Consider the following 25,032-nt stretch of genomic DNA (forward strand, 5'->3'; position numbering starts at 1 on the left):
CCAATTGTTATATTTTTATATAAATCTTCCGTTTGTAGAGCTGGTAGCCGATGCACCAGTTTATGCCGACGAACAACAGCGCATAGGCCAGTGAACCGCCGGTTTCACCGAATATCGGCATCAGCAATATCTTATATAGGAATGTGTGTATACTGATGCTGCTTTCTCCCCATGGGAAGCAGATGCTGCCGAAGAGAATACTAAGCACGCCTCCCAATACATACATGAACAGGGGGTTGACGCCGAATGATTCGAAGAACAGGCTCCATTTCTTATAGCCTTTTACATCGATAATCCAGATGAGCAGTGCCAGGAAGCTGGAAGCCAACCCGCATGTTGTGAGAACGAAGGTAGGCGACCAAATCTTTTTGTTGATTGGGCATCCGTAACTCAACAAGAAACCGGAGAATGTAAGGATAGTGCCTACTAAAAGCAATTTGATGAGATGTGAGTTGAGCATGCTTTCACGATCTTCATTGGCTTTGCCCCCTTCGAGCATCATGCGTCCCACACAGAAGCCCAGCAGTACATGGGCTATGGCGGGAATGGTACTTAAGAGGCCTTCCGGATCGATGCCGTTGTCCTTGTACATGTGTGCTGGGGTCAGGATAGTGCGGTCTACGATAGAAAGTATGTTCGTATCGTTATAGGCAAATCCATTGCCACATAGCAATAGGATGAAATATCCTGTCAGAAGAGTGGCGATAAGATACGGGATGTTCTTGTGCTTCATGGTCAGGGCAATGATAGCGGTAGCGCCATAGCAGAGAGCCAGACGTTGCATGACACCCAGAATACGGATACGGTCGAACGTCCATACGGATTCCCATAGTTGCGTGCCGAAACTGATGCCTTCGGTGGGAGAGGTCCAATAATAACAGAACTTCGAGAACCAGCCGATAGCCATACCTATGAGGAAGATAAGTATGGTGCGTTTTAAGATTTTTATGCCGGCGGCATGACTGAATTCAAAATTATATTTCTTCAAAGAAATGTACGTGGAAATCCCCATGATGAACATAAAGAAAGGGAACACAAGGTCGGTGGGGGTAAGGCCGTTCCATTCCGCATGGCGCAAGGGGGCGTAAATATGTGCCCATGTGCCCGGATTGTTGACCATGATCATTCCCGCAATGGTGACTCCCCGGAGGATGTCAAGGGCAAGAATACGTTTGTTTGTTTTTACTGCATTACTCATAATTTCAGGTGTGTTAAGTTAGTCTTGGGTTGTTGTCAAAGGTTGTGTGCATTGATCTACGAGGTAGGCAATGGACACATATGGGATACCGGAGTTGGTTGTCAGTCCGATTTCACAGGTGCGGCTGTTGGAGTAACCGATGCCGATGCCGGCAGCCTCTATCTGTGGACGGAGCTTACGTAGGGCGTAGGTATTCAGTTCGGGATACGTGAAGCCTCGGTCGCCGGCAAAGCCGCAGCAACCTACCTCTTCCGGCACGATGACCTTTGTGGAGCAGAGCTGTGCCAGGGCTATGATTGTATCGGCCAGTCCCATTTTACGCATGGAGCAGGTTATGTGGACTGCTATGGGTCGGTCAATGGGAGTGAATGACAGCTTGTCGCGCAGGAATGTGTATATGAACTCTGCCGGTTCATAAAGTTTCATTTTTTGAATGGTGCTGCGCATGCGGTGCAGACATGGGCTTTGGTCGCACAGGACAGGGTATTTCCCTTCTTCGCTGGCTTCCCAAAGCGCTGCTTCCAGTTCGGTTGTTTTGCGGTTGGCTATGTCGAGCATGCCTTTGCTCTCCCAGATTGTGCCGCAACAGAGCTTTTCCATGTTTTTAGGGAAGATGACTTCGTAACCGCCTTTTTGGAGCAGGGCGATCATTTTGTTGACCAGCGGCTGTTCCATAGGAGATTTCTTGGGCAGCCCCATCGTTTGGTTGATGCAACTGGGGAAGTAGACTACTTTATTTCCGGCTTTTAATTCTTTAGGTTTGAATTTGTAGGGCTTTGGCATTGCCGGAGTCCATAGGGGGATGCCGAGGGCATTGTGCATGCCTTTGGTGATACTGCTCATCGCTTTTGTTCCCAAAATGGAATGGCCGAGGTCTGCCAGTCCTAATATAGGTCGCAGTGCGCTTTTGATACCTGCAAAATGGTTGGCGGCAAAATTTCCGGCTTTATAGCCTAAACTGCCTTGCGGTAATTCTTCCTGGCGGATGATGTGCGTAAGGTCACCTGTATTGATTCCCATAGGGCAAGACATGGAGCACAGTCCGTCTCCGGCACAAGTCCGGTTTCCGGGGTAGAGATATTGCTTTTCCAACAAGGCCAGACGTTCAGGAGCATCGCCATTCTGCCGGAGACGGGCAATCTCTCTTTGCAGTACGATGCGTTGTCGCGAGGAAAGGGTGAAACCGCAGGAAAGGCAGTTCACTTCACAAAAGCCACATTCAATGCAGCGGTTCACTTTGGCAGCAGGGCTTTTCGCATCTAAGGGTATGAGAGGAAGCGGTTTGAAGTTCTTTATATGGCATTTCGGGTCATCATTGAAGATAACGCCCGGATTCAACAAGCCCTGTGGGTCAAATAGCTTTTTAACGGCTTTCATTACTTCGTAGGCGGAGTCTCCCCATTCGTAACGAACAAAGGGAGCCATGTTGCGTCCTGTACCATGTTCCGCCTTCAGAGAACCATCGTATTTGTCCACCACCAATGTTTTGACATCGTTCATCAGCTCCTCGTAACGCTTTACTTCGGCGTCACTGCCAAAGGACTGGTTGAGGATGAAGTGATAGTTACCTTCCAACGCATGTCCATATATACAGGCGTCTTCGTAACCATGCCGGGCGATGAGTTGCTGTAACTCGGCGGTTGCCTCGGGCAAATCTTCGATGTGGAAAGCCACATCTTCGATGAGACAGGTTGTTCCCGGTTTTCGCGTTCCGCCTACGGAAGGGAAGATACCGGAACGGATAGCCCAGTATTGTGAATATTCCTCGGGTTTGTCTGTGAAGCGTATAGGCGTATAGGTTCGGAAGTGAGAGAGACAATGTTCTATTGCACCGATATTCCGTTTCAGTTCTTCGTCTGTGCGGGCTTTGGTTTCGGTCAGTACGGCAGTCAGTCCGGTTTCGTCTCCCGGTTCTATGCCGGGCAGGGGAGATGAACATATTTCTCCTCTGTATTTCAGGAATATGGGGTCGCTGACCGATGCCAGGGACTTCCAATCCAGTAGTTCTGCTCCTTTTACAATCCACCCGCCGTTGTTGTCCGTCAGCTTCTTCATGGCCACTACGGCACGACAAGCGTCTTTTATAGTCTTGAAGTAGAGCATGGCGCTTGCCTTGCAGGGATAGTCGTACTCTGTTTTCATGGTGACCTGCGAAAGGAATGCCAATGTTCCTTCCGAACCAACCATAAGGTGAGCTATGATATCGAACGGATCGTCAAAGCGGATGAAAGGAAGGAGGTTCAGTCCTGTTACGTTCTTGATGGAATATTTGTAATGAATACGCTCGGATAGTTTCTCATCGGCGCGTACTTCATCGCGAAGCGTACAAATCCGGCGCAAGAAATCGCGGTGTGTCACTTCGAATGCGGCGCGGCTGACGGCATCTCCGGTGTCAAGCACCGTTCCGTCTGCCAAAACAATACGGGCGGAAAGAAGCACCTTGTCACTGTTGGCGTGTGTGCCGCAGTTCATGCCGGAAGCGTTGTTCATGACGATACCGCCCACCATGGCGCTTTTGACGGAAGCTGGGTCCGGAGCGAACTTCCTCCCGAAAGGGGCTAACAGCTCATTGACCCGTTGACCGATGATGCCGGGTTGCAGGGTAATTTCCTCATGGTCGGCGGAAAGGCTGTATTGTTCCCAGTGTTTGCCGGCTACGATGAGTATGGAGTCACTGATGGCTTGTCCGGAAAGGCTGGTTCCTGCCGCTCGGAAAGTTACGGGCAGGTGGTGGTGACCGGCTAGTTTCAGTAATCGGGAAATCTCTTCTTCTCCCTCCGAGCGGATTACGATTTGCGGGATGAGGCGGTAAAAACCTGCGTCCGTTCCCCATGCCAGTCGGCGGAGTTCATCGGTGTAGATCCTTTCTTGCGGGATGAACTGTTTCGCTTCCTGCAGGAAAGCCATGTAGTTACTCTGTTTCATAACGTATAATTTGTTACTGTCATGCATGTTTCCGTATACTCTCGTCGGGATGTGCTGTGAAGCGCATTTGCGGAGTGAAGGATTCAGTATACGACTGAAATGCATTTAGGATCATATCAACTTGTATTCAGTTTTGCTTGTCAAACTATTTGTATAAATAATATGGTTTCGATAGTTTGCGGAAGTCTTCGACATCCTTATACCAATACTCCCGGATATCCTCCCACCGGTTGCGCTTGCTGAACCGTTCGCGTATCTGTTTGGAACCGCTTACTTTATCGAACATGGCAAACCGGCCTTTGTCTGCATGGTCGAAGACGGCACGTTCGGGATAGAGGGCGGCTACTTCCTCCATGACGAGAAACTGTATTTCACTGAGTGGAGCTTTGCCAAAGTCCATGATGTGCACCTGCACACCTTGCAACAGTTCGCCTTTGCCTACGGAGTAGAACGGTTTCAGATACATAGGCCGGAAGATAACACCCGGTACGCCCAGGCTGTTCAGGCTTTTGGCAAGTTTCTCCGCTTCCACCCATGTAGCGGCAAACATCTGGAACGGAATCGTATAACCTACTCCGATAGACATGTAGCCTAACTCGCCTAAAATTCCGCTGACAGGATAGAAAAATGCGGAATGTGGATGTGGGATGTGCGGGGATGAAGGAACCCATTGCAAGCCGGTCTGTGTGTAGTCCATTTTGCGCTTCCAGCCTTTCATTTTTACAACCTGCAGTTTGCATTGCTTTCCGTCTTTCAGCATCTTCTCTCCATTCAGCAGTAAAGCCAACTCACCGCAAGTGAGCCCGTAAAGATACGGAATTTTGAATTGGCTGACAAACGAAATGCAGTCATCTTCTGTCAGATTGCCTTCAATCTTCAACCCGCCTACGGGGTTGGGGCGGTCCAGTACAATAAATTCTTTTCCGTTTTCGGCGGCAGCTTCCATGGCAAGTCCCATAGTGCTGATATATGTGAACGAACGGCAACCGATGTCCTGTATGTCATATACCAGTACATCGATGTCTTTCAGCATTTCCGGGGTCGCTTTGCGTGTCTTGCCGTAGAGGGAATAAACGGGCAGCCCGGTGGAGGGGTCTTTTATGTCGGTCACATGGTCGCCTGCATGTACATCGCCGCGCACGCCATGTTCCGGACCGTAAAGGGCTACGAGGTTCACGTTCGGTGCTTCATGCAGAATGTCTATGGTGGACTTTAACTTGTTGTCTACTCCGGTAGGATTGGTAATCAAACCTACGCGTTTCCCCTCCAGGCACTTGAAGTTCTGTTCTTTCAGCACCTCAATGCCGGTTTTGATTCTTATCTTCTGTGCTTGTGCCATACTGCCGCAAAGGAGGCAGAGCAAGCAGGCTATAATTGTTCTTTTCATAAGCATGTATTCTGAATTAGTTATGTTGTTTGTATCCGTCACTCTTCATAATCATTTTTTTCCGTATTCCGGATCAATCCTTCTGTCTGCAAAAATTGTGACTATTACGGTGGCGACACAGCAGATTATCACCATCCAGAAGAAGTTGATGTAGCCGATTGCTTCCTGAATATACCCTGCAAACATACCCGGAATCATCATACTCAATGCCATGAATGCGGTGCAGATGGCATAATGGGATGTCTTGAACTCACCTTCGGAGAAGTACATCATATAGAGCATGTAGGCTGTGAATCCGAATCCGTAGCCGAATTGTTCGATAGCAATAGCCGTTGATATGGCAAACAGGTTTTCGGGCTGGCAAACAGCCAGGTAAACGAAAGTCAGGCAGGGGAGCGTCATACATGCCGCCATCCACCAAATGGACTTCTTTAATCCTATGCGCGATGCGAACAGTCCTCCAAGGATGCCGCCCAGAGTGAGAAAAATTACTCCGATAGTGCCATATACGATGCCTACTTCTGCCGTAGATAGCCCTAAGCCTCCCGCTCCTTTGGCGGCAACAAGGAAAGGCATGCACATCTTGATGAGGAATGCCTCGGGCAGACGGTAGAGCAGCATGAATACGATGGCAAGCAACACGCCCGGTTTGGTGAAATAAGTGGCGAATGTACGGCCGAATTCTTTGAAGATGGCCTTTGCACTGGCTGTTCCCGGTGCCAGTACCGATTTGTCGGAAGCCGGTTTTGGGATTGCAAAGAGGTGATAGAAACTTACTGCACTGAACATGACGGCTGTAACCAGCATCGTGATGGTCCATGACAGTGGGATATTGTCGTATTTCAATTCGATGGCGCCGGCAATGGCTACGAGCACTCCTTGTCCGAAAATGGACGCGAGACGATAGAACGTACTGCGGATACCGACGAATTCTGCCTGTTCGCCCGACTTTAACGCCAGCATATAGAATCCGTCCGCTGCAATGTCGTGTGTGGCGGAGGCAAATGCCGTAATGATGAATAGTATCAGGGTAATGGTGAACATACTGATAGGAGTCGTTCCGGCTGCCATGGTCGCTTCGTCCGGACGTGGAATGGTCAGGGTCAGCAAGATAAAGGCTATCGACATCAGTATCTGCATGGAAACAACCCACCATCTTTTGGTCTTGATGATGTCCACAAACGGGCTCCAGAAGGGTTTGATAGTCCAGGGTAGATACAGCAAGCTGGTAAACAGCGCCATGTCTCCGTTGGGAACACCCATTTTGGCAAACATCAGTACTGAGATGTTATTCACGATAAAATAAGGGATGCCTTGTGCAAAGTACAGGGTGGGCACCCATGCCCAAGGGGATATTTTCTTGATATTATTCATTCTGTTGGTTGTTTTTCGGTTATTAGATTAGTCATATAGTTTGTCAATAGTGGCACCGGTATAGTAGTGCAGCAGTATCGCGTCATATTGATATCCCTGCTCTCCCATTACGGCAGCGCCTATCTGGCAGAGGCCCACGCCATGCCCCCAACCGGCTCCTGTGAGGATAAAACGTCCGGGTATGCCTTCCGCCGACAGTTCTGCCCGGTCTATGACAAAGGCGGAACTGTAAAGGTGTGAAGGAGACAGGGTGCGTCGGATCTCTAACTCTTTGCCGATAGTACGTGCCTTTTTGGTCCCGACGATTTTCAGCTTCCAAAGGCGTCCGGAAGTGCCGCGGGCCACAGGAATAAGATCGATTATCCGCCCGTAGTCTACTCCGGAACGTTTCAGGATGAGGGCGGAGAGTTCGTCCTGAGTATATTCCACTTTCCAGCGGTAGAAATCTGTGGTTTCCTGGTCGTAATTGTTGAGAACCTGCGACAGGATTTTCTTGTCCGTAGTGTTGCAAAATGATTCGGGAGAGGTGCGTATCCAGCGGTCGGCTTCGGCTTCCTGTGTCAGGTCGGGCAACTTGGAAACGAGTTTTCCGCTTCTTGCCAAATAATCACGTTGTTTGGCGAGGTAAGGGCGTCTGGTGTCTTCCCAGCAATATTGAAATTCTTCGAAGATACCGCCGCAGCATTTGGAGAAACGGGCGTCGCAGATGTTGCCTTCCGAAGTAAGCACCTGTCCGCGGGTAGCGGCTATCGCCTGCCTGACTATGTCGGTAGAGGCGCGGGTAATTCCCTGATAGCGTTGGCAGTGATCGTCTGCACATACATCGAAATGGGTATGGTCTTCGCGGTCGTACCAGCGGATTAATTCCTCGTCGGTTTGGGTGAAAGCGGAATAACCGGTGTGTGCTTCTGTGATTTCCTTGTTCTTCCGTATCTGCGCCAATAGCCAACTGCGTGAAATGACAGCGTGTGCTTTCAGCAGTTCTAAGGAAGCTGTTGCACTCATTTCGCTGGAAATGACACTCGTCAGATAGTCTTCGATATGGATGACATTGATGCCTGTTAATTTGCCGTTTTCCACAATAATTTTCAAAGAACCAGAAAAGCGTTGGTCTTCTTTGCGCTCCCAGTGGAAGTTTATGCCGATAGTCACGTCCAGCAATTCAAAGGCGGCAGTTTCTTCCAGAGGTTCAAACAACAATTCATCATATTGCCGGCCGTTCCAAAGGATTCTTCCTTCGTTATAGGTGACGACTTGTTTGCCACAGACTTCCTTACCGGATGTGTGGTAGGGGGTCAGTAGGATGAACTCTATCTGCGGCTCGAATAATATACCGACTTCTACTTTAGGTTCTTTCATATTCGTCTGTTTATAAAGAATAACGATGTTATATTTGTTCTTTGATACGTTGCCGTACCTTTTGGAAATCTGTGGGCGAAAGGCATACTTCACCTAATATTTGTGCGATGTCCTCTGCCGTTATTTTGATGAAATCTTTTTCGACGGGAGTGATGAATACACCGCCTAAATCAACGGATGCAGGACTGCTTAGCAGATTTGCGTCTCCTTCGGCTGTGTAACAGGCCGGACGGTGTTTGGCGCGGGGAAAGATGAAAACAATCCATTTGCCGGTTTCGTACATTCCGAGAACGTTCATCATCGGTTCGTCCTCACCAGGTTGTATGTCCAAAGAGTGATAGACGATGTCGAACAATTTAATTGCAGTTTTCCGGTCGGCAGACTCAATAACAAGCGTAGTGCGTGGGGTGTCGTTCAGGTGCCAAAGGGTGGCTTGACCGTAATCCGCTACTTTGCCTGCCACCAGCTCTCGCCAGCTTTGCTCAATGGGCATGAAGCCTTTGTTGCCAGCTTGGAAATGTGCATGGTCGGGAGCGGAAGCGCCGCATTTGGGGCCGTTGTAAAAGATTGTATAATCAGTCAACTGTTGTGCCAGATCCAGCATATCGCCGAAACGGGGGGATATGCGTTGATTCACATGCGCCGTTTCCGGTATCGTCAAATGACGGGGAAATATAGGAAACGGATTGACTAATATATTATAGTGCCCTTCAAATGGAATACCTTTTTGCTCTGCCGGCAAATTGGCGGGGCAGAGAAAGCATTTCCGCTCCTTTATGGACTTGGCATCTACTTTGGCTCCGGAAGACACGATACGTGCCGGATTGAACTGAACCTTGTAGAGAATCCCGTTTACATTCAGTTCTTTCACCTGTACCCCGGAAAGGGCGGCGTAGTTGTTACGCGCCGTTTCCCAGGAAACAAGTTGCTCGGTCAGAAGATTGTGTATGGTCTGGTTCATAGATTATTTCTAGTTTTTCTTGTTCATTGCTACACGCGCCTGCAATTCCCAAGTGCGGATGCGGTCTTTATACAAGTTGTGTCCGTTCATTTTAACGACATCCAATGAAGCGTCTGAGTTGTCATCCCAGCGGCGGCAGAGGTAAACGACTTCGTAGACACGACCTATCTGGTATCGGCGGGAGAAGTTCAACCCCAAAGCATAGTCTTCACCATAGCTTGTATTGGGCACTTTAACTTCACGCAACACCGGAGTATAGAATGCACGCGGTGCACCTAGCCCGTTGATGCGCAGGGCATTGTTCCGCCCGTTGTGCGGTGTCCATTCCTTGTGGTCGATAATGCCCGGTGCAATCATATTCATATTGAAGTCCGTCATCATGTAGGTACCCACTACCATAGCACAGTTCTGTTCGTAGAAAGCGCGTACCATTATAGCCAACGTATTTTCATTGGCGTATACGTCGTCGCTGTCCAACTGTATGGCAAACTTTCCGCATTTGGGATGGTGTACGCCCATGTTCCAGCAACCACCGATACCGAGATCGTTGCGTTCGGGGATTATATGGATGAGGCGTTCATCGTTTTTGAACTCGTCGATGGCTTCTGTGGTTCCGTCTGTGGAGTGGTTGTCAATAATGATGAGGTTGAACTTGAAGTCTGTCTTCTGACTTAGAACGGAACGGATAGCATCGCGAATGGTGCGGATGCGGTTGCGTACGGGGATGATGACAGATGCCTCGTACTCGAAGTTGCCGGCAGAAAATTCTATTTGCTTGAATTCCGGTTCCAGATAACCGCCTATTTCTTTCAGGTGTTCCGTACATGCTTCTTCCATTTCAATCTGACGGTTACGGTTCTTCGGATCGACATAGTCAAAAATCTTTTCGCCGCTTTTGCGCGTATCATTTTCCACCTCGCTGTACAGGTATTCGTTGATGTGCACAAGATCTGCATTTTGGCTCAACTTCAGGCGTAAGTCGTAGAGACCGGCAAAGTTATACTCGGATGTTATGCGTCCGGCTGCCTCTTTTAGTCTGGATGTATTGAAGAGCAGTACTGAACCGAAGTTGAAATCATCCCTTAGCGAGCCGAACTGGTAGTCTATGACAGGGGCATTGGTTTGTTTGCCACCGGCTATCTGATAATGGTCGGCATATACCATTCCCGCATCCGAATCTTCGGCGATGTGCATCATGCGCTCCAGTGCAAACATTCCCAGTTCAAGAGTGGTCTCTTTGGTATAGAGCAATGTATATTCCGTATTCGCTTTTTGTGCTATGGCTTTCATGGTAGCGCTGCTATGAGGCATGTCTACAACTAAAAGTTCGCAACCGGGCAGCGGTTCAAGGGTAGAGTCTGTTGTTACCAAGTGGATATTTCCAACGAGACCGGTAATCTGTAATCCTTGTACTGTCTTTTCAGCTTGTTCTTTTCCTGCGTAGGGAATAAAGCAATCAATCTTCTTCATATCTGTAAGGTGTTATTTTTTATTTTTGGTTCTTATTTTTTTATTTTGAATTTAAGTAACCCTGCCTCTCCTCCGGTGGCGGTGAACAGTATCCGGTTACCGCTTAGCGGCACTACGGTGCTTATAAGGGAGTTACCTATTTTGTGTTTCCACAATACTTTTCCGGTCTTAGCCTCCAATGCGAAGATAAGACCTTCTTTTGTGCTTCCAAATACGATCCCATCTTTTTCGACCTGCATGGAAGGTGCGTGCTCGTAGCCGAATCCGACATTGGATGCCCATAATTCATGCGGGTGGCTGCCTTTGGTGGAGTAGCAGACGATACTGTCGTTCATCGTTTTGCTGTAAATGCGTTCTCCATCTTCGGACAATCCTATCGTTTCGCGTACCATAGACTGGAAGGTGCGCCATACGGTATTGCCTGTTTCTATCTCAATGGCAGTCATGGCGCGTTGCGGGTCGGTGATGAATACTTTCCCCTCTGCGGCTACCGGCCATACGGCTGCCGGAGAAAAGTGCATGCGGGTCAGTCCGCCTGTCCATTTCCATAACTCCCTGCCGTCTGCCTTATTCAGCGCATACAAAGTGTTGTCCCATGCACCGAAGATGACTTTGCTGTCCGTCACCAGAGGTTTGGTTTCAATGTAACCCTTTACACCTGTAAAAGTCCACTTTATCTCTCCGTTGCAGGTGTTGATGGCGCGAAAGGTATGGTCGCTGGCGCCTATATAGGCAGTGCCGTTGTCTATGGTTACTGCCCCCAATACGGGTTCGGAGGTTTCCACTGTCCACAATAAGTTTCCGTTTTGAGCATTCAGACCGTATATTTTGCAGTCTGCGGAACCGAAAACAACAATCCCCTCGCTGACAGCGGGTGTTCCGACGATTCTTTTTCCGGACTGGAAACGCCATAGCGCCTTGCCGTCTTTAAGAGCATAGGCGGTCAGGTATCCCATGTCGTCACCGATGAAGACTTTATCCTTTTCTACAGCTGGCGAGCAATAAATGCCGACTCCGGTTTTTGTTATCCATTGTTCTTTCACCTGCGGATATTCTTTGTTTACGGAGAAGTCCGGATATTTTTCGGCTTTCCCATTGCGCTCGTAATACGATTCTGTCAGGGAGAAACCTGCCCATTGTTTTTTCGGCTCTCCGATACGTTGTGTATAGACGCGAATGGAGTCCTTGGTTATCTCGTAGATGCCATAACCCGGTTTCCCATCCTTGTCACGCAGGTTGCTGCGCATTAATACTCCCGGAATACCGTCATAACGCAAATCGCGGTTACGGTGATAGTGTCCGCCGATGAATAGGCGTATGTTATACGGACGTACGGCATCTGTCACCTCATACCAGTTATCCACATCGCCTTCTATCATTGGGTAGTGGGTCACAAGTATTACAGGCTTGTTCTGTTGAGGATCTCCGGTGTTGTATTGATTCATTCTTTCCGTCATCCAACGGATATCCTGGGGAACGACATGCCCGTATGCCATACGCATCAGGGGCCCGGAGTTAAAACCTAAAAATAAGAATCCTTTGTGTTCGAAATCGAACCGTTCGCCACCGAAGATTTCTCCGAAGGCGGTACAGCCGGAATCGCTCCATTTGGTTTCATGGTTGCCCAGTGCCACATAGTATTTCACTTTCAGCAGGTCAAGGCATGATTTTACTTTTTCCATAGTGGCACGATCGCCTTCCTCGGTGATGTCTCCTGTTACTAATACAAAGTCGATGCTGTCTGTGGCATTTATCTGTGCGATAGAACGCAACAGGTCTTCGGTAGGGTTGGGGTTGCTTGGACTTAGATGAATGTCCGTCAATTGTGCGAAGCGGAACGCTATTTGTTGCGCCTGCGCCATAAACGGCAGCAGGCACACAAGCAGGGCACTGATGAATAGTCTTCGGTTCATAGATGATGATTGGTTTTATAATTTTTCTTTTTACTTTTTGGTATTGCTGTCGAAAAACGTCATAATGGCGTTCATCAGATATTCTCTTTCTTCCGTAGTACGCAGTGACTCGAAAGGAAAACCTAATACGCAAGTCTTATAACTGCCTTGATAGGCTACGCCGGCGCTCAGGTTATTTTCCGGGTAACGCATGATTGTATATGCTCCTTCCGTAGCAGGTTCAATAGCATCGGGAGATTCTACGACGTAAGAATCAGAGTTCAGCTCATTGTAATAGGTATAGTTTCCTGTAAGGGAGGGGAACGGGGAAGTTACGCACTTCACCTTGCCCATAATGGCTGCTTGTCCCGCACGCCACTTATATTTCAGGACTTCCATTGCAAATTTCTTATCTTCTTCTTTGGCAGTAATAAGGCGGTTATCCCATAGGTCTGTCCCTACGTATGCTCCAGATATGAAGATGTTGCCGCCCTGGTTGCAGTAGGCCGTAATACATTCTTGCATCGGTTTGCTGAATGTTTTGAACTCCAGAGGTTTTACTCCGCCTCTACCTATCTTGGTTTGACATTCTTTGCCGAGGATAAGATCGGTGTATTTATAATCGTTCAAGGTTATTTGCCCATCTTCAACAGCTTCGTCGCTGCATGACACAAAGGAGTAACCTGCCTTCAGTATGGCAGTTCCATGCAGGGCCGGATAATCGAACGTGTTTCCGGCGATGACCTGTGTCTCATAATTACTGTAACTGTCACCGAAACCGGACGCGTCATCATCCATCCAGGGGATGGAGCGACGGTACTCTTTCATTTTTCCTATATAACTGATGTCTTTGATGTAGGGCACTCCATGGTCTAATTCATCCAGAAAGCCGGCAAGCAATGTATCTGCCGGAGGGGCAGCGACAAAATCAGCGGGTGCACTGATGCGGTCAAACCCATTCACTACCAATACGGTCCCTTTGCTGTTGAAAGCCTGCCCTGCCGAAAGTATTTCGGAGGGGAAACTTTCACCACCTTTGTTGAGGGCGGTTACTTTGTAGCTGCATACAACACCCGCCGGAAGCGTGGTGCGATAGCTGTTTTTATCTACTACTACGCCGTTGTCAAAGTCGCCGTTGCCGGTACGGGTGTAGACAATGTATTTTTCGGCATTGGCTGTCGGTTCCAATGGATCGGCTACTGCTTGCCAGGTTAGTTCAATCTCATTTTCACTTATCATACGCAGGGCCATGTGGTCGACCGGTAAAGGCTGCACGATATAGTTCGTGCGGTATTGTGAGCAGAGGAACTGCAACATTCCTTTGTAGATGGCGCGGCTTACCGTAAAGCGAAAACGCGGATCAAGCCCGTATCGCATATCTGCGAAATTCTGGTGGGAAAGTAACTCAAGCAGCATAGTCGGCACTTGGGGTACACGCGCTTCGTAATACGATTGATCCCATTTTCCGCGGCGTGTCCATTGGGGTTCGTAAAGAGTGCGGATATCGCGCACGATATTGGACTGAATCAGGTCCGTCAAATCATGTGAGAGATAGCGTGACGCGCCGTTGGCGAACACCCCCTTGTAGGAGTCAGTTTGGTAAATGCCGAGTGTTCCGATGATGGAGTCGTTGAGTGTGGTTCCGGCATCCGAATGGAAGGCGAATGCCATATCTACCGGAATGTTCAGACCTCTTTCTGTGGGATTGGCAGCAGAACCACCGGCGAGATAATTCACCCATATAGCGCGGCTTTTATAATCATCTGTGTAATCATTCTTACCCTGACTTTCCGAATACACACTGTCCGGGATGCCTGCCCATTGCATCCAATAACGGGCGGCTTCGCAGAAACGCGGATAGCCGCTTTCCTGATATATGGCTGTATAGGGTGACTGATGTGTGGTTTTAGTCTGTTTGGTTTCATCCGATGAATTGGCGGTTTTATCGGAGCTTTTCAGATTATCCGTAGCACCTTCTTCCGAAATGCGACGGGCAATGTTACCCATGCCGCCGCCTATTTTGATCGCATCGGCTGTCACTGTTTGTCCGGCTTTGGCGGAACGATTGCTCAAGGTTACTTTGTATGCATTATCCTGTCCTGCGTCGAAACCGAAAGTGCCTAAATAAATCCAGGTACCACCGCCCATCTGCTGGTTGACTTTGAACCGGGATGCTCCGCCTTTATGGTGGACGGTGTAGAGGGCGTCATCACTGCTGTTCGGGACGGTATGATAGGATACATAGACTGCGTATTGTCCGTCCCGGGGAATTTCGGGTATCCATTCGGCAACGCTTTCTTTTCCTTTCTTAATAGTCTCTATGGTGCGGAATGTTCCTTCTTTAAATGGATTCTCAAAATCGGTGTATAACGGGCGTAGATGTGCAAAACCTTTTCCGACACCTTGCATCCAAGGCTTGTCGGTTACCTTTTCCGTATAAATGGAGCGTGTATTGAGGCAACCGTCGTTATCAATAATGATTTCGGCAGTCTGGCAGTCACGCTCACGTGGAATCAGCACATTGGCTCCGGCATTTTCCAGCATCGGGACGAGGTAGGGGAGAACAAAACTTTGTGTATACAGGTCCTCCACAGTCTGAAGACAGCGGGCGCGTTGCCACTCCCAACGGTCTAGTTTCGGCTCATAGTAGAAACCATGGCTTTGCCATAAGGCTATGTGGCGATTCTGCAATCCGTTAGTGGGCGTATAGGGTCTGGATACTTTGGTCACCAAAGGCTTTTTCACTTCTTGGCTGAATACCAGGGCTTTTTTATCTCTTTTTGAACGAAGCGCCTGAGGTATCAGTTCTTCAATACAGTGTTTATTGGTATGTAACTGCAATCTGTATTTTGTAAGTTCGGCCGGTAACAAGGCGCTGATTCCTTGATAAATCTCTGCCACGTTATTTTCCCGGAAAGGAATGTAGGAACAGTTCATGTTGGCAAACAGTTGCAGAGCGTTACCCTTTATGGCAACGGAGTCAATCGTGATGTGTCCTATGGATACCTCTTTTCGCGCGGTAGCATCCAGAAATTTTCCTATTTCTTGGCGGATTTCTGGAGAGAGTTCTTGCGCGCCGCCCGTATGGGGGATAAGGACGGCGACAAGCATACTGAATAAAAAGTGAAGTCTTACACTCATGATGATGACGTATTAAGTTAAATGTTTTTCTTGTTTTTTCTTATCAATATGCAGAGTCCGATGAATGTGAACAATGCGTTGAATATGAGTAACTCATAGCTGAACTGATAACCGTTGAACCATGCCTCCGAATTCTTTTGCAGGATAAAACAGAGAAACGGGGAAGCGACAGCTACTGCCGGTATATATTTATCATGCACTTGCTGCTTCATAAAGATGCCGAAGGCAAACAGACCCAGGATAGGACCGTATGTGTAGCTTGCCAGAATATATACGGCATCGATTACGCTGGTATTGTTCAACAGATTGAACACAAAGATAGTGACCCCCATTATTACGGCCATTCCCACGTGCACCCGTTTCCGGATTTTCACAACCTCTTCTTCCGTCTTGCCTTTCGTGCCTAGAATATCTACGGTGAAAGACGTTGTGAGTGCAGTCAATGCAGAGCCGGCTGCCGAATAGGCGGAGGAAATCAGTCCGATGATAAACAGAATACCTACAATGACAGGGAAGTAATTCCCGGTGGCGATTACGGGGAAGAGTTTATCGCTTTTATCCACTTGTATGCCTTGGCTGTCGGCAAATGTGTAAAGCAACACACCTAGCATCAGGAACAGCAGAATAACGAAGCACTGTGAAATGATGCTGGTGATCATATTCTTTTGCGAGTCTTTGAAGTTTTTACAACTGAGATTGCGTTGCATCATATCTTGGTCTAATCCAGTCATGGCTACCATGGTGAACGCTCCGGCGAAAAACTGCTTGAAGAAATATTGTTTGCTGTTGATGTCATCGAAAAAGAAAATGCGGGACATGTCACTGTCGGCAATCGTGCTTATCATGCTTGTAAAAGACAGGTTCAGGTCGGAAGCTATGTAACAGATGCATAACACCACAGAGACAACAAGGCAAAAAGTTTTCAAGGAATCTGTCCAGATAAGTGATTTCACTCCACCGCGGAATGTGTACAACCATACCAATGCTACGGTGATAGCCACATTTAGAATAAACGGCAGGCCAAACGGTTCAAAAACCAGTAGTTGCAAGGTCAGGCAAACCAGGAATAAGCGTACTGCTGCTCCCAGCATTTTAGAGATAAAAAAGAACCACGCTCCGGTGTGGTATGAAGACATTCCGAAGCGGTTCTCCAAGTATTCATAAATGGAAACCAAATTCATCCGGTAGAACAATGGTGTCAAAATAAAAGCAATGATTAACTGCCCGGCTACGAAGCCCAATACCATTTGTAGATATCCGAAACTACTGGAAGCAACCATGCCGGGTACAGACACGTATGTCACTCCCGATATGCTGGAACCAATCATTGCAAAGGCTACCACATACCAGGATGACTTGCGGTTGCCTACAAAGAAACCCGCATTGTCTGCTTTTCTGCCGGCAATGTAGGATACTGTGAACAGTATTATAAAATAGGCGGCAATAGTAATGATAACGGATAGTGGATTCATTATGGAGCTTGGGTATTAGTATTTACAGGTTAATCAGTAATTATTTTCTATGGATGGCTATTCTTTGTAGAGCAAATAGGGCTTCCTTTGCTCTTTGAACCTTTCCACATCGCCTTTCCAACAGCTTTTAATTTCTTCCGCGCTCTTTCCGTCTTTTATCATCTTCCGGACATAGTCTGTGCCTACCAGCAGTTCGAAGAAAGGGCGGAAGAAATGATCGCCCATATTCAAGTTTTTATAAGCATCAATTATATAGCTCAGGTCTACTCCTCGTTTCCAGATTTCCTCATCGCTCATATTGCTGAGATTTACGCCATGGCATAGCTTGTTCAGCTGGGGCGGATTCTTAGCTCCGGGAACGCTTTTGGGCGTGAAGCTGTAAGTGTAACCTGTCATATTAGGGTGGCCGTATATTTGGAAGGGGAAGGAGGTGCCTCTTCCCAAACTGACGGGAGTTGCTTCGAAGTAACAAGTAGCCGGATATAAATAGACCGATTTCATGTTCGGAAGGTTGGGAGATGGTGGAACCGGCAATGTGTATTTTGTCTGATGCGTGTAGTTCTTGCAAGGTATGACGATGAGGTCGCATACGCGTGAAGCCGGTAGCCAACGTTCTCCGTTTACCATTAGTGCCAGTTCGCCCAGAGTCATGCCATGCACAATGGGGATGGGCAGCCAGCCTACTCCGGATTTATATTTCATATCCAATATGGGCCCGTCCACGTAATGTCCGTTCGGATTGGGCCGGTCCAACAGCAATACCTTGCGGTTATATTCGGCACAAGCGTCCATCAACCGGCACATTGTTATATAATAGGTATAAAATCGTAAGCCTACATCCTGTATATCGATTACCAGTATGTCGAACTTCCTCATGGATGCCTCACTCGGTTTCTTGTCTTTTCCGTCATAAAGGGAAAGGATAGGCACGCCTGTTTTCTTATCGACAGAGCTGGATACGTGTTCTCCTGCATCTGCATTTCCGCGAAAACCATGTTCGGGTGAGAATATGGCTACTACATTGAATTCATTTTCCAATAGGATATCCAGTAAGTGCTTGTCTCCCACCATGCCGGTATGATTGGAAAAGATGGCAATCCGTTTACCTTTTAGAATTGGAAAATATTCTGCGGTCTGCTCATCGCCCAGAATCGGGCGTTCCTTTTGTGCCTGACACAACAGTGAACTACACAGCAGAATGGTTAATAGTAGTAGTTTCTTCATATATATAGTATTAAGGAAAGTTCATATGGACAAAGATACTCTTTATTTTAATATCAAAAACACTTATTTGCAAATATTTGATATTATAATTATTAATTTGCAATTAAAAAACAGCGGTTCTATCTGATACTCGAGATGCTATATTTAAAAAAAAGTACCTGACTCGTTTTTTCTTGTCAGGTACTTTTTTCTTAGTTAAACTTTGATGAGACACCGTATAGGATTGTCGATTTCATTCATTTATTCGATATTTCCCAGTCTAAATTCTGTTTCATATTTTTGTTTAGAGTCAATTGTCCGGTTGGTATCGGATAGAGATAGTGTTTTCTTTCGTAAATACGGTTCTGGCCGTCGGAAGCATCGAGGTATTTGCCTTTCAAAGTTTCTTCAGGATTGGCCACATTTTCCAGATTGGCACCCAAAAAGACATTAGGATGCTTCTTGCTATCCAATAATTCCAATTGATGCCAACGGATGAGATCCCAATAACGGTACCAGTTGTCAAACATAAGTTCGCAACGGCGACAACGGCGGATTTCCCATATCAAATTGCTAACTCCCATATTATTGGCAGGATCGTCTGCCGGGGTGGTTGTCATATCAGGCAGACCGGCGCGGGCTTGTAATTTATTGATTGTGTTATTTAGATCGAGCTGTGTCAATGTACCCAATTCTGCTTTTGCTTCTGCATAGTTCAGATAGATAATGGAAAGCCAGTAGATGGGGGCATCTGTATAGGCAGTACCAATTTGGTTACGATTGTAGAGATCCAGAGACGTATTGTCGAATTTGGCTACTCCATAGCCTGTCGATGCTGTGAAAGGAGCTACGCCGGCACGGCTGTAAGCATGCCCTCTGAATGCCAATACCGGATCGATAGTAGCTGCCAGGCGTTTGTCGCGGACTGCAAGTACGTTTGCCAGTGAATATTCGCCGTTAACAAGTGTAGCCGCATCGTTTGTGTTCTCTTCCGTTGTAGCCAGCGGCTTTCCGTCCAAAAACAGGTAGCTGTCAAATGCATCCTTTGACATGCCATGTGTGCCACTCGTGTTTACTGTATAATCGATAGTGGAATGCATGAAGGCATCTTTGGAGTAAGGTTTGTAGAAAATGATTTCCGTATCCTTGGAGAGGTCGACCGAGTTATAGATGGATTGATAATCTTCTCTTAATTTATAGTTCTTGGCCATCAGAGCTTCACAGGCTATTACACACTCTTGCAAAAACTTCTGTGCCCGGGTGTTGTCTGCAGCTTTTCCGTTTTCGTTTTGGGTGCGGTATTTACAGAATGTGCCTTCCCATAAACAAATGTCGGCTGTCATAGCAAGCGCCATGTCTTTATTGAAACGTTGCTTGTTGGTACCGGTCATGTTCTCACAGGCATATTTTAAGTCATCCAGGACATTGTCCATAACAATGTCGCGGTCGGTACGTTCTGCAAGAAGGGTTTCCTTATCGTTCGAATCTATCACTTTGTCTATCCATTGTACATCGCCGTACATGCGCACAAGCTGAAAGTACTCCCATGCACGATTCAAACGGGCGATTCCTTCATAGTTAGCCTTTACGGCATTATCCAGGAAAGACGAGCGTACACCCTCTATGATGTAAGCGGCACGACGGATTTCAACAAATGGATCGGACCAGTTACTAGATTTGGCAACCACGTTTGTGTAAGTCCAGGTATGTGAGTCATTGTCTACCTGGTCATCACTTAAGGTTTTGAAATAGAACCATCCTCCGCCACTTCCGTTTCCGTAGCCGGAGTAGTTGTTGAGGAAAGTATTGCACTGGTTTTCCAGATTGTCAGTGTTGCTCCAGTACTCTGGGGTATTGGAGAAAGTGTCTAACGGCTCTTTGTCAAGCAAATCATTGCAACTTGTCAAGGCCATTAAAACTATGGTTCCGTATATAAATAGTTTTTTCATTGTTTTTAAGTTTTAGCAATTATTACAATGTTACTTGAATACCGAATGAGAAAGTGCGGGTGATAGGTGCGACACGTCCCCAAGTACCGTAGCTCCCATCGCTGTTAGAGGAAGGATTCGCATTGATTTCCGGGTCAACCGGTAAGTCGCCGCTGCCTTTATGCAACAAGAATAAGTTGCTTCCGCTAAAGTAAATACGTGCTTTCTCGATGAAAGCCTTACGGGTCCATTCTTTTGGGAATGTATAACCTAAAGTTACATTTTTCAGACGGAGATATGACATGTCTGTTAAATAACGGCTTTGCGGATAATAGTTGTGGCAACCATTGGCAATGCCGGATATTGTACCTCCGGCTTCATTTCCCGGATAGAGACGTGGATAAGCATTACTCTGCCGGATATCATAGCCCGTAACCTGAGTCCAGTCATTGTTGTAGAGTACTTTATTGTAGCTGGTCTGATTGGCATAGATGGCCAAGTCGGCATTACGCATCATTGGGAAGTTGAAGGATGAAATAGTCCATTCATCGCGTTTGCCTACTCCTTGGAAGAATAAATCAAGGTCGATGCCTTTCCAGGCGCCACCGATATGGAAACTATACTCGTAGCGGGGCATAGAGTTGCCAATGACTTTCAAATCTCCATGATCGTCAGCTGTGCCTTTGCCTCCATCTATTTTTTTATCGCCGTTCAGATCTTTAAACTTGATATCGCCCGGTCCGTAATGGAAGTTGTCGCCTTCCAGACCGGATTGGTCTGCTATACCCTGTTTGTAATTCCAGGAACCATCTTCATTTTGTCCTGTGAAGTCGGATTCTTCAAAATAACGTTCGGTTTCAAAACCCCAAATATCTCCATAGGTTTTGCCGCTATAATAAGTGTTCAACATTTTACTGTCATTAGTCCACTTGGTGACTTTGGTTTTGGAATCGCTTATATTGAAGTTTGCATAGACAGTCCATTCATTGAATTGATGCCGCCAGTTCAGATTCAATTCCCAACCGCGCGTACGCAGATTACCGGCATTGGCATAGGGGGCGTCAGCACCCAATGTATTGGGTAATACTTCCGAAGGGGCCAACATGTCGCGTGTTTCGCGTTGGAACCAGTCGAAGCTGACATTTAGGTCGTTGTTCAGGAAAGCCAAATCCATACCGAGATTTGTGGTACGGATGCGTTCCCAACTTAATGTGCTGGATACTAAGTCCGGCATATTATACATTGTGAGACGGTTGGCGTTGGCACCGTTTCCATCCGCCCAATTTACATAACCGGTAGACGAGTTGTTCAAGCGTTGTCCGATTAGTTCAACAAATCGGTAGTCTCCTACGGCTTCATTACCGATTTCTCCAAAAGAAGCGCGTAATTTGGCATTGTTGATAATGCTCTTTAAAGGTTGGAAGTAGGCTTCCTCGGATAGGCGGTAACCGATAGATGCAGAAGGGAAGAATGCCCAACGGTCATTGCTGGGGAAACGGGATGAGCCGTCGTAGCGACCATTCAGTTCCAGTAAGTAAATACCCTTGTAATCGTAATTGATACGTCCGAAGTAACCGGCGGATGCGCGGTCATTATGCTTCCAATCCAAACCTTGCCCGTCTTGGTTTGCCAGATTCAGTTCCGGATAATTCTGGTCGAAGAGTCCACTGCGCTCCCCATATAGATAGATGTAGTCGGTTTCTTCAGCATTAGCTCCTACCATGACATTTACATTGTGTTTTTTTGCAAATGTCTTTGTGTAATTGGCATAAACATTCAGCGTCCAGTTATTTTGGCGGGAAGCGTCACGCCAAATGCCGGTACTGCTTTTGCCGACAATGTAGGAAGGAGTGTCAAATGTGCCCCAGTTGTTCATACCGAAAACAGAGTAGTCGGCAGAGCCGCTATTCATATTTTGAATGGTGTATGTGAAATCTGCATTCAGCGTTAATCCTTTGATGATATCGGCTTTCAAGAACGTGTTCATGCGGGTAAGGTCTGTATTCTCTTTACGGTCGGCAGCTTGTTTCTGCTGTGCGATAGTCTTGAAATCATAGCCATCTACTGTACCGTAAGGTCCGAAGAAGCTACCCCAACGCCACAGATATTGGTAAGTATTCTGCCATGTGTCGGGACGTTGGTAACTCTTGCGTGTATAGTTGAAGCGTGCTCCCACTTGTAGCCAGTCGAATACATTGGTGGTCAAGTTGACCGAAGCGTTGTATTTCTTTAATTCGTCTGGGTGAATCTTCATAATTCCCTGTTTATCGTCATAACCGAAGGAGAGATAATAATGGGTCTTGCCGCTGGTGCCTTGAATTGATACGTTGTGGCTTTGTGAGGGAGCAGCATTGTTGTAAAAGATTCCTTGGACATCCCAGTCTGCATATAGCAATCCCTTGCCATTCTCAAACAACAGATAATCGCCTACATTATCCATGCTTTGGAAAGGTTGCATTTCACGATAACCGCTTTTGCCGCCATGTTGTCTTTGCCAAGCTTCAGCGTAAGGCAACATTTGGTCAAAGTACATACCAAAGAGTTCGGGCATTCCTTCGCCGGCATTCATTTTGGCTTCAATTCCTGCGCGGAGTTGAGTGGGTACATCAGGGTAGTCAGGAATATAGGTTGACTGGTCCCATGCAAAGTTATTGCTATAATTAATTGTAATCTTGTCTTTTGGCTTTGCCCCTTTTGTATTAATCAAGATTACACCAAAGGCGGCACGTGCACCATATATGGAAGTAGAGGCGGCATCTTTCAGAACAGAGATGCTTTCTATATCTTGAGTGTTTAAGAAAGAAATATCATCCATTGGTACTCCATCTACTATAATTAGCGGATTGCTGACTTCTTTGTTGCTCAGTGTTCCCAATCCGCGAATACGCATAGAAGCAGCACTGTTGATATCGCCGGTGTTGTTCAGAATGGAAAGCCCTGGTACGGCACCTTGCAAAGCTTTTGCCACATCCTGCTGTGGACGACCTTCCATTGTTTTGGATAAATCAACCGTAGAGACAGCACCTGTCAGGTTAGCTTTCTTCTGTACGCCATATCCCACTACTACTACTTCAGAAAGCATTTCACTATCTTCTTTCAGAACGACTTTCATTGTTTTGGAAGCCTTTGTCTCTTGTGTCTGGTATCCAACAAATGAAATCCTTAAAGTTGCTCCCGGTTTTACGTTCAATGTAAATTTACCGTCCATGTCGGTGATAATACCGTTGGTCGTTCCTATTTCTACTACGCTGGCTCCGATGACGGGATCACCGCTTGCGTCTACAACTAAGCCACTGACAGTTTGGACCTGAAGTTGTTCTGTTACTTCTAAAGAACTGTCGGTGTTCGTTTGAGCAGCCATCGCATTACCACTGCTTAAAAACAGTGCGCTGATTGCTACTGCTGTGAGGAATTTGCTATTTGCCAATCCTCGTTTTATGCGATCTTCATTCATAAATGATTGATGATTTTGTTGTTAATAAAATGTTTTTCAAAATAGATAAGGGGAAAATGGGGAGGATTTAAGGTTGTTATCTCCTCTGTTGTAGGCTTTTGATTATTCCATAGGCGTTTTTCTTGTTTAAAGGTTCATAACTGTTATATTATCTCTCTATTTTTTATCTTAATCCAAGTACACGAGGAACTTAGTATATATTAAATCCCAGTTAATTTCTTAACTGTATTAACCGTCTTAAGAGATAAATCTTGTTATTAACAAAGGTGATAAAGTATTTTGTGTACTTCACACGTAACAAAGATATGTTTTTATTCAATATCAAGAACATTTCTTTGCACTTTTTTAACTTTATAATTTTTAATTTGCAAAGAATGCTTGTATATACATTATTATATATTTAATTTAAGGTTCTTCAATATTTAAAGCATGGAATTCTATCAATCCATTCATAGGGGTTTCTTCAATCACATCTAATTCGATTCCAAATTCACCTGCTACTTCTCTTAATATGGTGGCGTAACTGTTAGCTAATGAACCGACAAATCGAATGGGATAGTTTTTGTAGTCATATTGGCATACATTTCGAGTGAAGAAGTTTCTTAGATTACTGGTTATCAGATTGAATACATAATCGTCATTCGTATAATCAGCTAAAAAATAAGAGATTGTAGAAAGAAAACGGTTCGGGAAAGGACGGTTATACACTGATTCCATGACCTCATTAGGACTGATGCGGAACTTTTCGAAAAAATCGGCCATTACATCCTTAGGAGCCAAGCCTTTCAAGACATCAGACAAGAACATTTTGCCCAACACCGCTCCACTGCCCTCATCGCCTAGAATATATCCGCCTGCTCTGACGTTCTTAACTACTATTTTTCCGTCATAAAAGCATGAGTTAGAGCCTGTTCCTAAAATACAGGCAATACCTGCTTCGCATTTGAACAAACCGCGGGCAGCTGCAAGAAGATCGCTTTCTACTTGGATAGGAGTTTTAAATTGTGCTACTAATGATGCACCCAATATATTCTTCTTTTCATAAGAAGTACATCCGGCTCCATAATAGTATACTTGCTCTAATTTTTTTTTAAAGAAAATCTCAGGTAAACCTAAACGTACACTCCGGCTAATCTCCCTTCTTGTTTGGAAAAAAGGATTTAACCCTTCTGTGAAAACACGCTGTATCAAGTGATTGTCTTCAACCAGGGCCCATTCAGTTCTTGTAGAACCACTTTCTGCGATTAGTTTCATAGATAGCTTGTTTT

At 46.4% G+C, this 25,032-nt stretch carries 14 protein-coding genes; all 14 read right to left on the minus strand.

Features of this window, described 5'->3' with window-relative positions:
* Nucleotides 1–7 precede the first annotated feature (7 nt).
* Complete coding sequence (locus NQ546_RS03895; RefSeq protein WP_004292119.1) at nt 8–1,198, minus strand: acyltransferase family protein; 1,191 nt, start codon at nt 1,196–1,198, stop codon at nt 8–10.
* An 18-nt stretch (nt 1,199–1,216) separates the two neighbouring features.
* Nucleotides 1,217–4,123 carry an FAD-binding and (Fe-S)-binding domain-containing protein gene (locus NQ546_RS03900; protein ID WP_039953494.1) on the minus strand — a complete coding sequence of 969 codons (2,907 nt, stop codon included), beginning with the start codon at nt 4,121–4,123 and terminating at the stop codon, nt 1,217–1,219.
* Between the two features lie 145 nt (nt 4,124–4,268).
* Nucleotides 4,269–5,510, minus strand: coding sequence for an exo-beta-N-acetylmuramidase NamZ family protein (locus NQ546_RS03905; RefSeq protein ID WP_039953554.1), 1,242 nt, complete (start codon nt 5,508–5,510; stop codon nt 4,269–4,271).
* A 51-nt stretch (nt 5,511–5,561) separates the two neighbouring features.
* Entirely contained in the window at nt 5,562–6,884 is a 1,323-nt protein-coding gene (locus NQ546_RS03910) for an MFS transporter (RefSeq protein WP_004292122.1), read from the minus strand.
* A 27-nt stretch (nt 6,885–6,911) separates the two neighbouring features.
* Nucleotides 6,912–8,243, minus strand: coding sequence for a SpoIID/LytB domain-containing protein (locus NQ546_RS03915; protein WP_004292123.1), 1,332 nt, complete (start codon nt 8,241–8,243; stop codon nt 6,912–6,914).
* Nucleotides 8,244–8,271: 28 nt separating this feature from the next.
* Nucleotides 8,272–9,204 carry a DUF4922 domain-containing protein gene (locus tag NQ546_RS03920; protein WP_004292124.1) on the minus strand — a complete coding sequence of 311 codons (933 nt, stop codon included), beginning with the start codon at nt 9,202–9,204 and terminating at the stop codon, nt 8,272–8,274.
* Between the two features lie 9 nt (nt 9,205–9,213).
* A complete protein-coding gene (locus NQ546_RS03925; RefSeq protein ID WP_004292125.1) occupies nt 9,214–10,674 on the minus strand; it encodes a glycosyltransferase family 2 protein in 1,461 nt (486 codons plus the stop codon).
* A gap of 32 nt (nt 10,675–10,706) precedes the next feature.
* Nucleotides 10,707–12,587 (minus strand): outer membrane protein assembly factor BamB family protein, encoded by a 1,881-nt coding sequence (locus NQ546_RS03930; RefSeq protein WP_004292126.1) that lies wholly within the window; start codon nt 12,585–12,587, stop codon nt 10,707–10,709.
* Between the two features lie 30 nt (nt 12,588–12,617).
* The gene (locus NQ546_RS03935) at nt 12,618–15,707 is read right to left on the minus strand and encodes a golvesin C-terminal-like domain-containing protein (protein WP_039953495.1); all 3,090 of its coding nucleotides are present in this window, start codon (nt 15,705–15,707) and stop codon (nt 12,618–12,620) included.
* A gap of 17 nt (nt 15,708–15,724) precedes the next feature.
* Nucleotides 15,725–17,179: a sodium:solute symporter gene (locus NQ546_RS03940; RefSeq protein ID WP_004292128.1), complete on the minus strand. Its 1,455-nt coding sequence runs from the start codon at nt 17,177–17,179 to the stop codon at nt 15,725–15,727.
* A 57-nt stretch (nt 17,180–17,236) separates the two neighbouring features.
* Complete coding sequence (locus tag NQ546_RS03945; RefSeq protein ID WP_004292129.1) at nt 17,237–18,403, minus strand: exo-beta-N-acetylmuramidase NamZ family protein; 1,167 nt, start codon at nt 18,401–18,403, stop codon at nt 17,237–17,239.
* A 236-nt stretch (nt 18,404–18,639) separates the two neighbouring features.
* Nucleotides 18,640–20,331, minus strand: a complete 1,692-nt coding sequence (locus tag NQ546_RS03950) for a RagB/SusD family nutrient uptake outer membrane protein (protein ID WP_004292131.1) — start codon at nt 20,329–20,331, stop codon at nt 18,640–18,642.
* A gap of 22 nt (nt 20,332–20,353) precedes the next feature.
* Nucleotides 20,354–23,764 carry a SusC/RagA family TonB-linked outer membrane protein gene (locus tag NQ546_RS03955; RefSeq protein ID WP_004292132.1) on the minus strand — a complete coding sequence of 1,137 codons (3,411 nt, stop codon included), beginning with the start codon at nt 23,762–23,764 and terminating at the stop codon, nt 20,354–20,356.
* A gap of 405 nt (nt 23,765–24,169) precedes the next feature.
* Complete coding sequence (locus tag NQ546_RS03960; RefSeq protein ID WP_004292394.1) at nt 24,170–25,018, minus strand: hypothetical protein; 849 nt, start codon at nt 25,016–25,018, stop codon at nt 24,170–24,172.
* Nucleotides 25,019–25,032 lie beyond the last annotated feature (14 nt).

It is taken from the genome of Bacteroides eggerthii (assembly GCF_025146565.1).
Lineage (GTDB): Bacteria > Bacteroidota > Bacteroidia > Bacteroidales > Bacteroidaceae > Bacteroides > Bacteroides eggerthii.

Coding starts and splice junctions, on each gene's coding strand:
- NQ546_RS03895 (WP_004292119.1), bottom strand. CDS start 1,198: ATGAGTAATGCAGTAAAAACAAACAAACGTATTCTTGCCCTTGACATC.
- NQ546_RS03905 (WP_039953554.1), bottom strand. CDS start 5,510: ATGAAAAGAACAATTATAGCCTGCTTGCTCTGCCTCCTTTGCGGCAGT.
- NQ546_RS03940 (WP_004292128.1), bottom strand. CDS start 17,179: ATGAATCCACTATCCGTTATCATTACTATTGCCGCCTATTTTATAATA.
- NQ546_RS03935 (WP_039953495.1), bottom strand. CDS start 15,707: ATGAGTGTAAGACTTCACTTTTTATTCAGTATGCTTGTCGCCGTCCTT.
- NQ546_RS03915 (WP_004292123.1), bottom strand. CDS start 8,243: ATGAAAGAACCTAAAGTAGAAGTCGGTATATTATTCGAGCCGCAGATA.
- NQ546_RS03900 (WP_039953494.1), bottom strand. CDS start 4,123: ATGAAACAGAGTAACTACATGGCTTTCCTGCAGGAAGCGAAACAGTTC.
- NQ546_RS03920 (WP_004292124.1), bottom strand. CDS start 9,204: ATGAACCAGACCATACACAATCTTCTGACCGAGCAACTTGTTTCCTGG.
- NQ546_RS03955 (WP_004292132.1), bottom strand. CDS start 23,764: ATGAATGAAGATCGCATAAAACGAGGATTGGCAAATAGCAAATTCCTC.
- NQ546_RS03950 (WP_004292131.1), bottom strand. CDS start 20,331: ATGAAAAAACTATTTATATACGGAACCATAGTTTTAATGGCCTTGACA.
- NQ546_RS03910 (WP_004292122.1), bottom strand. CDS start 6,884: ATGAATAATATCAAGAAAATATCCCCTTGGGCATGGGTGCCCACCCTG.
- NQ546_RS03925 (WP_004292125.1), bottom strand. CDS start 10,674: ATGAAGAAGATTGATTGCTTTATTCCCTACGCAGGAAAAGAACAAGCT.
- NQ546_RS03945 (WP_004292129.1), bottom strand. CDS start 18,403: ATGAAGAAACTACTACTATTAACCATTCTGCTGTGTAGTTCACTGTTG.
- NQ546_RS03930 (WP_004292126.1), bottom strand. CDS start 12,587: ATGAACCGAAGACTATTCATCAGTGCCCTGCTTGTGTGCCTGCTGCCG.
- NQ546_RS03960 (WP_004292394.1), bottom strand. CDS start 25,018: ATGAAACTAATCGCAGAAAGTGGTTCTACAAGAACTGAATGGGCCCTG.